This window comes from Streptomyces sp. NPDC033177 (assembly GCF_055577715.1).
Map to the genome: position 1 here is coordinate 216,773 of NZ_JBVIPS010000014.1, position 11,727 is coordinate 228,499.

General features: G+C 66.7%; 7 protein-coding genes and 2 pseudogenes. 8 read left to right on the plus strand and 1 reads right to left on the minus strand.

The window, feature by feature from the left end; all coding sequences use genetic code 11:
- The first annotated feature begins 12 nt into the window (after positions 1-12).
- The 8 genes and pseudogenes from ACZ5U5_RS38775 (at position 13) to ACZ5U5_RS38810 (ending at position 11,158) form a co-directional block, all read left to right on the plus strand.
- The gene (locus ACZ5U5_RS38775) at positions 13-1,284 is read left to right on the plus strand and encodes a restriction endonuclease-related protein (protein ID WP_469031239.1); all 1,272 of its coding nucleotides are present in this window, start codon (positions 13-15) and stop codon (positions 1,282-1,284) included.
- On the plus strand, positions 1,281-4,595 hold the full coding sequence (locus ACZ5U5_RS38780) for a hypothetical protein (RefSeq protein ID WP_469031240.1): 3,315 nt from the start codon (positions 1,281-1,283) through the stop codon (positions 4,593-4,595). Before ACZ5U5_RS38775 ends, ACZ5U5_RS38780 begins: the two co-directional genes overlap by 4 nt.
- 38 nt (positions 4,596-4,633) lie before the next feature.
- Positions 4,634-7,573, plus strand: coding sequence for an RNaseH domain-containing protein (locus ACZ5U5_RS38785; RefSeq protein WP_469031241.1), 2,940 nt, complete (start codon positions 4,634-4,636; stop codon positions 7,571-7,573).
- Between the two features lie 350 nt (positions 7,574-7,923).
- The gene (locus tag ACZ5U5_RS38790; protein ID WP_469031242.1) at positions 7,924-8,814 is read left to right on the plus strand and encodes a DUF8094 domain-containing protein; all 891 of its coding nucleotides are present in this window, start codon (positions 7,924-7,926) and stop codon (positions 8,812-8,814) included.
- Positions 8,815-9,001: 187 nt separating this feature from the next.
- A pseudogene (locus tag ACZ5U5_RS38795) lies at positions 9,002-9,436 on the plus strand (NB-ARC domain-containing protein); the annotation flags it as partial.
- Between the two features lie 75 nt (positions 9,437-9,511).
- Positions 9,512-10,158 (plus strand): annotated as a pseudogene (locus tag ACZ5U5_RS38800) (IS5 family transposase); the annotation flags it as partial.
- 58 nt (positions 10,159-10,216) lie between these two features.
- Entirely contained in the window at positions 10,217-10,546 is a 330-nt protein-coding gene (locus ACZ5U5_RS38805; RefSeq protein WP_469031243.1) for a hypothetical protein, read from the plus strand.
- 96 nt (positions 10,547-10,642) lie between these two features.
- Complete coding sequence (locus ACZ5U5_RS38810) at positions 10,643-11,158, plus strand: tetratricopeptide repeat protein (RefSeq protein WP_469031245.1); 516 nt, start codon at positions 10,643-10,645, stop codon at positions 11,156-11,158.
- 65 nt (positions 11,159-11,223) lie between these two features.
- Here ACZ5U5_RS38810 and ACZ5U5_RS38815 read toward each other — a convergent pair.
- Positions 11,224-11,727 (minus strand): DUF6397 family protein (locus tag ACZ5U5_RS38815; RefSeq protein ID WP_469031246.1); only part of this gene is annotated, 504 nt, incomplete at its 5' end.

Here is an 11,727-nt window from a genome sequence, read left to right on the forward strand (position 1 = left end):
CGGTTCTCCACCGTGACGACCACCGCAGCCGCTGACGGCCCGACGTACTCGCACTTTGAAGCCTTCCGCTTGATCAACTTCACGTTCATCAAGGCCTGCGAAGCACTCACCTCGCCGGCTCTCGACCCGAAAGAGCGGGCCGAGAAGCTGATGAAGTACCACGGGGACATGCTCGCCGCGTACGGCCCCGGCGTGCATCTGTCGTTTCCTGACTTCCGGCGAAAGCTCCGCGGAACCATCGACGGCCTGCTCCCTGAATGGCTCGACCGGTCCGCATTCGACGACCTGGACTTCACCGTCCTGGACAAGGAGGGCTGCGTCACCGGCAGCGCCTTCGACCTGCAGTGGGAGACCTCCCAGCTGCAGCGGATCCTCAAACGATTCCAGCGCAACGGCCGGACGCGGTTCACCGACGAGCAGCTCCAGGACGAGATCGACCAGGACCAGATGTACGAGCTGCTCAAGGGCCGCGGCGACCAGCAGTACGTGTCGGACCGTACGACACTCGTGGAGTGTCCCGCCGGGGAGCGCGCGGAGCTCGGCCGGCGCGGGCTGCCGCTGAACGCGCTGCGCTTCTACGAGCCGATCCCCTACCACGCGATCTACCGCACCTGGTGGTTCCCGTGCACCGTGTGCCAGTGGCCCATGAAGGTCAGCAAACACACGAGCCAGGGCAAGGAGTACTTCCGCGCCGCCTGCCTGTATGGCCGCCACGCGGACACCGGGGCCAGCTTCGTGTTCTGGCCAGCCGCCGGCGCCGTACCCGTCCTGCACCCTGACGTCACGTTCGAGCCGTCCCCGCGCGAGGCCGCCCTGTTCCTGGCACCCAGCTCGACGGCCCCCGTGGCCAGGCCCGTTGAGGGCTGCCTGGCCCTGAAACGGGGAGTGTGGCGCTATACCTGCGTGCCAGGCCTGCACGAACTGCGCCTGCACCAGGTGCTGTTGGACAAGCTGGCAGCGCTGGTGGCGGCCGGCAAGGCGAGGGTCGCGCTGTGGCCCATGAGCGATGCCTATGACCATCGCATCGAGGTCACCGCACCCGACGGTACGGTTCGCGTCTTCACCGTCGACGTGAAGGACTACACGCACGCCCGGGTGCTGGCCGAGAGCCTGCACCGCAACGAGGGCGACAAGGGCGGGGCGCAGTGGCTGGTGGTCCCCGACCACCGGGCCGATCAGCTGCCACTGCTCACCGTGACCTGCGCCAAGTACGGAATGAAGGCGGCCACGATGACTGATTTCGCCGAGACGGTCTGCCACACGCCGGGGGTGGCGTGGGTATGAGCGATTTCACCGTCCGGGAAGCCTTCGTCCGGGCCGCAATGGCCCTGGCCGCGCACTACTTCCCGCTCCACGACGAGCAGGGCAATGCGCTGGCCTCGTTCCATCACGCCGCGTTCTTCGCCTGCTGCAAGCCCCAGGCGTGGGAGCGTTGGAGCGAACTGCCTGCAGATGAACGGCTTTTGGTGGCCGAGGTGATGAAGATCAGCAACCCTGATCTGGCCGACCCGGCCCGCTTCGCGGCGGCCGCCCGCATCGCCCTCGGCGCCCTCTATACCGGCGACGAGAAGGACGACGAGACGACGCTGCAGGTATTCACCCTCGCCGGAGACCCCTTCACCGCCGAGGCCGCCTATCCGCAGCTCGGCGGCGACTACCTGGGCTATGCCCGAGACCTTCTGGCGCCGTACCGGCGGCCCAGCAGCCGCCGCAAGCCGCAGGAATTCGCCCGGCCCGGAGTCACCTATGAGACCACCGAGCACAGCGAGGCCGGCGAGATCACCCACGGCCGCCTGCTCCTCCCCCGCTTCCCGTCCTTCACCGAACCACTCGGCCATGACGCTCTGCCCGCCCTCACCACCCGGCCGGGCCTCACCGACATCCCCGTCAAAGTCCGTGACCTCAACCGCATCGCCAAACTCCTGGACACGCAGTACGCGAACACACCCAAGGGGCCATGGCTGTACCAGGTGCTGAGCAATCTGTTCGACCAGGTCAAAGCCCGGGATACGGACACGGTCGATGTGATGGAGCTCCTGTCCGGGCGGACGCAGATCTTCCATGCCCCCACCGGCACCGGGAAGTCCGTGCTCGTGCGGCTGTTGGGCTCCTGGGCCGCGATCAACAACTACCGGGTGGGCCTGCTGGTTCCCGACGTCAAGGCGACCCTCGCCTCGGTGTGGGACATCAGCCACGACTTCCACGTTCTCCGCGAGGCTAAGGAGATCGATGAGACGGTGACGTGTGCGCCAATGATGTCACCCTCCTCCCGCCACGACCGTGCGCTCAAGCACGCGTCGCTGATCAAGGAAGACCCCGACGCCCCGGGCGAGTGGGGCAAGCGCGGTGAGCGCGACGTCGACCATCTCGCCTACGGATGCGCCCAGCGCCACTGGCTCGAGACCAGCGGCACCTACCGGCCCGGCCGCGAAAACTGCCTCAGCCTGCGCAACGGCAACGACACCTTCGCCTGCATGTTCCTTCCCACCTGCGGGAAGTTCACCCCCCTGTACGACGCGGGCGACGCGACGGTCATCGTCACCAACCATCACAACTTCATCCAGGGCACCACGCGCGCGGGGATCCAGATCGACGGCCGTGCAGTGCGCTCCCTGAAGGTGCGGGAATTCGTGCTGCGCGCCACTGACTTCGTCATCATCGATGAGATCGACGCCTTCCAGTCCGTGGCCGTCAACCGGTGCGCCGACGAGGTCGAGCTCCACTCGCGCCGCCCCTGGACCGCCGCTCCACAGACCCTGGATGTGGCCGCCAAGCACCTGCCGCTGCGGCTGGAGGACCGGCTGATCGAACCGGTCAGCCATGTCCGGCTGATGGCCGAGTCCCTGCTGACCGGGCTGTGCACGAAGGCGTTCCGGCTCAACCACCACGACGACGCCCGCCTCTCCCGGCTGCGGCACGAGTACGACTACGAGGGATGGCGGCTGCCCCGCACCAAGGACCGCGAGCTGATCTCCATCCTGTTTCCCGAATACCCGGTCAGCAACGGCGAGCCGTTGCCGCGTGAAGCCCTCGCCCAACTCGACGCGCTGCTGCCTCTGCCGGACACCGAAGACGACACCGACGAGGACGCCCCGCAGCTGCTGGATCCGCGGTGGGAGAAGGTGCGCACGATCCTCACCTCCCTGGTGTCACCGCGGGGGATCAACCAGCGTGACGTCATCAAGCTCAAGCTCCATGACGCCCTGTCCTGCTTCGTGAGCGACGTCAAGGCCCGCAACAAGGCGATCGACCATCTGCTGATCCGGGCCCTGATGGGCGAGCTGGACCGCTCTCTCGCGGAGTTGAGGGACTCCTCGCAGTCGCTGCGCCACCTCGGGCTGGTCTCGGCCAACCGGATCATCGACTCCATGGGGGGCGGCGGCATCACCGACATGCTCCCCCACGGAGCGATCGGCCGTCCGATCAACGGATACCGGGTGGCGGGCATGAAGAACCCGGAAAAGGACGCCAAGCTGTCCGCCCAGACCATGGCCGGCGACCCCCACACCTACGTGAGCGAACTCGGCGGGCTCGTTTCCCTCATGTCGGCCCGGGTCGAGCGGCCCATCCTGGGGCTGTCCGCGACCGCGTTCTTCCCGCAGGCCGTCAAGGAACACGTCCACGCGCCCGTCACCTGGTGGATGACCGACGCCCAACCGGACTCCATCCTGGTGGACTCCTCCTCCGTCAGCTACAGCCCCGGCCACAAGCGGGCCGGCGAGAAGGTCTCCATCGCCGGCCAGTTCCCCGCGGACAAGCCCGACGCCCTGAGGGAGATCGGCCAGCAGCTGTACGAGACCAAGCTCGCCAAGCGGCTGGCCCGTCTCGCCAAGAACGAGCGCACCCGGGCCCGGGTGATCCTCACGGCCAACAGCTACGAACAGTGCGGACATCTCGCCACCGGACTCATCAAGGCCAAGGGGCTCGACCACCGCGTCTGTGTGCTGGTCCGCGAACAAGACCGGTTCGCCAATGTCCGCTACCTGCCCGATCCCCGCCTGGTGCGCCGCATCACCGTCGAGGAGGTCGAGGAGTTCCCCGACCTCGGCGACATCCTGATCGCCCCGCTCGCGAACGTCTCCCGTGGTCTCAACATCGTCGTCAACCTGCGCTCGGCGATCCACTCCATCTACATCTGCGTACGGCCCCCGCTGATCATCGACGATCCCACCTGGATGTACGGCAGCCTGAACGCCTCCGGCCTCAACACCCTGCCTCTCTTGGGCAGTTCCGATCCCACTGGGGCTGTTCTGGGTGCGCGGGCAGCCGCGCGGGAGCAGCTCGCCACGATCCTGCGGTCCTCCCCGCAGCTGTCCACGATGGACCTCATCCTGCAAGAACAGATGGTCGCCGGGATGCTGGTCTCCCTCATTCAGCTCGCCGGCCGAGCCCGCCGCGGCGGCACGGACATGGAGCTCCACTTCGTGGACTACTCCTTCCAGGACGAAACCTGGAGCTCCGACCTCGCCAGCATCATCCACCGCATGGCCTCGCGCTGGACGCCCCAAGAGCGCACCCAGATGGCCGACCTGTACGGCGAAGCCGTGGGTGCCTTCCTGTCCTACGCCGGCGTCGACCTCGCCCTCGCCTCATGACCCCGCCCCCGCCCTCGCCTCGGAAAGAGACCCCCGCCTTGAGTGACAGCATTGCCGACCTGCCCAACACCCTGACCCTGCGCTGCACCCGTTCCCTGCTGCAAGGGCACACGGTGTACCTGCGGACCTTCGCCAAAGCCGAGCGGGACGCCTGGTACAACCTCACCAGCGACGACCACAAGAGCCTGCCGTACTCGACCGCGGTCACCTACCTGAAGTTCAAGACCGGCGGCTACGTCTACCTCGACAAGTACCTGAACTACCTGGTGTCGCTGGCGCCCATCAGTGACGACACCCTGCGCCACGTCTTCACGTGCGTCATCGGCTACGGCGCGGGGATGACCACCGACCAGGCCGTCCTGCTCGAGCCGCCGCCGCTCGCCGAGGCGATCGCGGCCACACCTCAGCAGAGCGTCGATATGACGCGCTTCCTCACCCCGCGCGAGGGCAAGCAGCCCAAGTGCCCCGACTGGATGTACGTGGCGGTGCCGTGGGTGATCTCGAAGCAGCTCACCGAAGAGCCGTTCACCCTCTATGACCTGCTCCCCATCATCACGAAGGTCCCGGACAAGGAGAGGGACGGCACCCCTAAGCTCGACGAGCACGGTGAGCCGGTCCTCAAGAACCGCACCACCGGCTGGAAGGCCAACCCGAACCGGCGCGAGATCACGTACGTGCCGGACAGCCGCGGCGGTCTGATCGCCTGGGACCGTCCGTTCGGCCGCAAGTACAACGTGCGCGACGACGGCATGGCCGTCAATGCGGCCAGCCAGGCGCAGTACGCGATGTCGCGGATCTCGGTGGCGATGAAGACCCAGCCCAACATCGCCGATCCGGTCATCCTGCTCAACGCCCATGTGAGCCGGGTGCACAGCAACATGCGGTTCGCCAAGTCCTCCTACATCTACCAGGGCAGCGCTGGGCTGCCGGTCCTGCACACCGAGCTCGTGCGTAGCGGCGCCGTGCGGCAGGTCAACCAGCGGGCTTTGGAACTCCTCGCCCGCGACAAGATGAACCTCGCCGTGCTGGACGAGCTGGCCGCGCGGGCAGCGCACGAGCAGCAGGTGGTGGAACAGGCTGCGGCCAACGACGTATTCGCGTCCTTCATCACCCCCGAGCCCGGCATCACCCGGCCGCTGCTGCCCAAGAACGACAACTTCGCGGTGGGCACCGGACCCGGCACACTCCATCTGCGGCTGCTGGCCGATCACGTGAAGAAGGTCCTGGGAGCCAGCGCCGCCTGGGTGCACTACGACGTCGAGCCGATGACCTTCGAGACACGGCCCACCGACAAGCAGAAGATGAGCCCACAAGAACGCGCACGCCGCAAGGAAGCCGGCGAACTCCTCCACACCATCGGCTTCCCCCAGCCGGCCGACATCACCGCCTCCGTGCACGCTCAGGGCTTCGAACAGCTGCGGATCGTGTGCCTGTGGCACCGGCACAACACCCGCCTGCGGATGATCAATGCCCTGGCGCTGGCCTTCCCCGAGGCCACCGGACTCACCGCCGACCCCAAGCCGGGTAAGTCCATCCCGCTCACCGACGGTGTCAGTGTCGTCTTCCGCAAGGCCGAGCGCTTCCTGAGCCACGGCACGGACATCAACCGCGAGGTGGAGTGGAAGACCTTCGCCGACGACTTCACCCCGCCAGGCCCCACCACGATGGTCGGCGCCTGGTGCGAGACAGACGTTCCCGAGCTCAAACGCCAACCCGCGGAGAAGGCGGCCGAGTTCGCTCTGCGCAAGGAACGCTACGACGGGAAGTTCCAGGTGCGCCGCTTCCTCGCCAAGAAGGGCGTCGTCAGCCAGTTCACTAAGGGCCTGCAGCCCGGCACGTTCGGCCGCCCCGCCACCGAGATCAGCCCGCCCAAGCCGGGCAAGGACCACTCCGCCTACATGGCGCTCCTGGACCTCTACCGCTGCCTGGGCATCATCGACCAGCGCCTTGCCAGGGCCGTCGGCAAGGACCGCAACGCAGACGATGCCCGCAGACTCGTCCAGGTCGGCATCCACGTCCGGCGGCAGGCCAAGACCGCCGACGGCAAGAACACCAAGCGCGTCATCGTCGCCACCGCCCTGTCCCCCTCCGAGGACCCCGACGGGGTCTGGACCATGAGGGCCTGGACGCCCCAGATCGGGCAATGGGTGCCCTACCGGCAAGCCATCGCTGAATTCCACGCCACCGACTTCGCCCTGCACGTCGACGGCAAGGGCAAGACCGAAAAGGAACGGTGGGCAGAGGCAGCCGCCGACGTCGAAGAGGCACTGGCCAGCCTCGTTGCCGACGAGATGGAGCCCGGCACCGACTACGTCGTCAACGTGGACGGGCACGCTTGCCGACGTATGTGGACCGGCCTGCATAACGAGAACCAGAGCTACCAAGCCACCGACATCGACGACCCCCGCACCTGGCTGCCCGGACACGGCAAGGGCCGCGGCGCCCCGCGCCGCAAGCCCGCCGCCATCATCCGCATGAACATCGAATCCGAAGAAGTCCCCCAGCTCATCCCCGTCGTCAACAACACCAGCGGTGACGACGAGCAGGAAGACATCGACTTCACCTCCACCAAGCTCCACCGCGCCCGCGTCGACTTCGGCAGCCCCTTCTGGGTCCTATTCAACGTCCCGCGCAACTACCAGGCCAAGGGCGGCTCCCTGGGCAGCAAAATCACCCGCTGGGACGCCAACCCCGGCAAGGGCGGCGACGAAGACGAACGGGAGACCAACGAGCTCAAAAGCCCCTGGTGGACCATGACGTCCACCGAGATCTACCCCGTCGGCGTCGCAGACGGAATCGACCCCCGAATGCTGGTACGCACCACCGCACGGCTGTGTCACCAGACCATCGCCTGGTCCGACCGCTCGCGCTACCCCGTGCCTCTCCACGCCGCCAAGCAACTCGACCTCGACCACCCGCAATACCGGCGCTCAGCACCCCCGGAGGAGCAAGATCAGGCAGACGAAGACGGCCAGTAAGAGGCCCCGGATGCGTGTGTGCCCGCCGGTTGCCCGGCCGGCGGGCAGTCCGTTCCAAGAAGCAACTCCCTGGCGAACTCGCGGCCTCGCCAGCCGTTGAAGTTCACCGCCGAAGACATAGGTTGCCTTTCGGAAACGGCCCACACTCCAGCGGCCACTGCGACAGGATCAAGGAACCATCTGCCCACGGCTGACTGAGGTTTGGGATGAAGCGTTCTTCACTGGTCATAGCGACCCTACTGCTCGGGGCTGTCGCGTGCGACGCCGGCTCAAGCAACGGAAAGAATGCGAACAGCACCCCATCCGCGAAAGCGAAGCCACCGGTTACGGCTGCAGAAGCACGCCGGGTCGTGAAGGACCTGGACGAGAAGGGCGACAGCGACAGCCTCAGCCCCGGGTACTGGCGCAAGGTTCATGAGGGCCCGTGGCTGGACCGGACGCTCGCCCGGGTCGCCAACATCAAGAAGAATGGCCGCGGCGACCCGAGCCAGGACCCCACGAATCGTCCGGACGTCGATCCTGCGGTAAACGCCTGGGTGTCAGCACATCGAGCTGAGGGCTCGGGCGACTGGATTCTGGGGGCGGAGCAGGTCTCCAGCCACACCATCGGCGGCGAGTTCAAGAATAAGGTGAGCATGCGCTGGAGCCTGTCTCACCGCGGCACCGACGAAACCACCTGGCGGACTGCTTTCACGGCAGATGCCCCGGAAAAGGAGGATCTCCCGCCGGTGGCGGTAGGCAAGGCTGGCAGAGTGCGGACCGTCGCTCCGAATGCCGACCTGGCAGTGCAGCCAGGTGAGGCCTGCGGAATTTTCCTCGACTACATCACGCGCAAGAACACGGACAAAAGCCTGAAGTGGTCGTCGCAGATCGATACGTACCGAGCAACCCACGGCGATACGAAGCCGATTCGCCAGCAGTTGAACAATCCCGAGTCCGTGGGCACCCAGGTGGAGGGGCAGCGCACACCGGTCGGCCCAGCCTGGCAGACCAAGGACCGCGGAGCGCTCGTGGGATGCGTCAGCGTGGCCACAGCCACAGCCGACATGGGCTCAGGGCGCTGGATCAAGTTCACGACCAGCGGCTGGGACGGCACCACAGGCATCCGATGGAACAAGTTCACCCAGACCACCATGATGATGACCGTGCTGCAGGTGCCCACCGCCGGCAAAGAGGCCAGCATCGCGGCTCAGAGTATTTGGCCCTATACGTTCGACGGGACGGAATATAAAGGAAGTTGAGGTCGAGCCCTAGCACGCAGCGGATCGGCAGTCCGCCGGCCGCCTGACGAACTACCTGGCGTTCGAGATCCACCGCCGCGCTTCGGGAGAGTTCGACGGAGTGTTCTCACTCGCGGATTTCCGCAACGAGCTCCTGACCCCCGACCGGCATCTTGCCTATGACCTCGGCGAGTTCGACTGGGGGATCATGGTCGGTGCGGCGCCTACCCCTCCTGACATCCCCCGTCCGGACCTCGTGGAACGCATTCATACGGCGCTGACCGGAAACGCACGAGAGCGTGTGGTGACCGTCTGCCCGGCCCTCGGTCCTTCCGGCATCGGCAAGACGAGTATCGCTGCCGCATACGCCCACGATCTGGCCGATTCCTACGACCACATCTTCTGGGTCAACGGCGAGAGCAGCACGTCGCTGCGCGCCTCCTTTCAAACGATTCATGACTGGCTGCTCCGCCGAAGCAACAACGACGATGATTCGGACAGCAGTCGGCTCCGTGACCGGGTGCGGTCCCTGCTCAGTTCCTCGGCTCACCCCTGGCTCATGATCATCGACAACGTCGTCGACCGCCGACTCCTGCAGCATTGGGTTCCGACGAGTGGGCGCGGCCACGTCCTTGTGACCTCGACCAACCAAGTCGACTGGGCAACTGATCGGGCCAGGATCCTGGTTGAAGCCATGTCATCCGATGAGGCCACGGCGCTGACAGGTCTGCAGACCCGGGCTGACGCGGCCGGGCTGATCACTTGGGAGGTGAACGTCGACTCCACGATCTGTCGTGCTCATCAGCATGCTGCCGGTGCCCGGCGCGACCGACGGGCAGAGCCAGAAGGAACCGCCGGGCGGAAGCAGTCCCGAGCCCGCCGACCATGGCCTGGGACGCTCACGTGGCGGGTGGACCACGAAGATCCATCTCGCCTGCGAGCAGGGACTACGGCCGTTATCGGTGCTGATCACGGCTGGACAACGCGGGTGACAATCCGCAGTTCATCGCCGTACTGGAAGCCATTCGCGTGCCCCGGCTCGGGGCGGGTCGTCCTCGCGTCCGTCCGCTGCGGGTGCGGGGTGACCGGGCCTACTCGTCCCAAGCCAATCGTGCCTATCTGCGACGCCGGGGCATCCGGTGCACCATCCCGGAACCGACTGATCAGGCAGGACATCGAAGGCGCCGGGGATCAACAGGCGGACGGCCTCCTGCCTTTGACCGCGAAGACTACAAGGCTCGTCATGCGGTCGAGTGCGGGATCAATCGCCTCAAGCGCAACCGGGCTGTGGCCACCAGGTTCGACAAACTGGCTGTGCGTTACCTGGCGGTCGTCCAAGTCGCAGCGATCAACGAGTGGCTGTAGTCCGCCCCATGCGATGCTGACTTGATCGAATGTCGGGCACAGGGAGAGGACCGTTCCGATGGGGGCCAGAGGCTATGGCGTGGTCAGCGAGAACGGTGACCACATTGAGGGCGCCTCCGAGGACGCCTTGTTCGAAATGATCAGTGCACTCGACGACACGGACAACATGTTCATTGTCGTCGAGCCCGATACGGACGATCCAACCTGGTTCGCGTCTGTGGCCGTCCTGGACGAAGGTGGATACGAGATCGTCCGCCGCGACTCAGCCCATCACGAGCACAGGGTGCACAAGGAAACGGACATCAGCCGCATCGCCCTCGACCTCATCGTCTGGCTGGCCGCACGCAACATTCCAGGGCGGCCAGCCGGACGGATTACCGACTTCTAAAACACGACCTAGGCGACGCATCCACTTCCGGCAGAATGACATTGATGCCTCCGATCATTCGGTCAAGGCTCGGACAAGGCAGAGAGGGATGGGGATTTGACGAAGGACGGGGACCTGGCCGCGCACCGCGACCGCCTGCTCGCCGAAGCCATCGGGCTGCGCGAGGACGGCCGCCGGGAGGAGGCCCGGGAACGACTGCTCGCCCTGTGCGAGCAGTTTCCCCTGGACGCGGAGGTGGCGTACCAGACCGCGTGGGTGCACGACACACTCGGTCTGGAGGCCGAGGCCGTGCCGCACTACGTGCGCGCGGTCGAGGAGCCGGGCCTTTCTCCCGATGACCGCCGGGGTGCGCTCCTGGGTCTGGGCAGCACCTACCGCGTCCTGGGCCGGTATGCGGAGGCCGTCGCGACCTTGGCGGACGCGGCAGCCGAATTCCCGGACGACTCCGCCCTCAAGACCTTCCTGGCCATGGCTCTCTACAACACCGGCCGGGCACACGACGCGATGGAGATCCTGCTGACCCTGCTCGCCTCCACGAGCCAGGACCCGGACATCGCCACGTACCGCCCCGCGATCGAGCACTACGCCAAGGACCTCGACGCCACCACGTAGCGGCGCGATCCGCACGAGGGGGAGCTGCCTTCACCTGCGGGGGTCGCCCTCCCCCGCGGCTGTGGCTACGCTCCCCTGCGGCGCATCCACTTGAGCAGGCCTCGTGGCTCCGACGCCCGCCCGCTTCCGCCTTCCTCGGGGAGGGCGGTGGTGGGCGGAGCCTCGGGATGCGGCGCGGGTCGGGGCGCGCGGTGCGTCGCTGGGTCGTGCGGGCTCGGCTCGGCAGCGTGCGCTGCCCATGGACCAGTGACGACACCCGCCACCGCATCGCGCCCAGGTTTCGGTGCGGGCCGCGGCGCCGGACGCAGGCCTCGGGCCTGGGAGAGACCAATCGTGAGATTGGCCCGCAGCCAACGGATCTCGTCCGGATGGTCCGCAGTCATGATCTTGTAGATGATCCGTCCCGCCGGCGACTCCGGCACGCTCTGGCCAAAGGGGTCAGGCATGAGCCTTCGTACGTAGGCGCGTTCGTACGGATCGCGGATGATTTCCGCGATCTGGACCGGGTCGAGCAGCGAGGCCACGGCTGCGGCGCGCTCCCAGGGGTCGTCCGTCTGACGGAGCAGTGC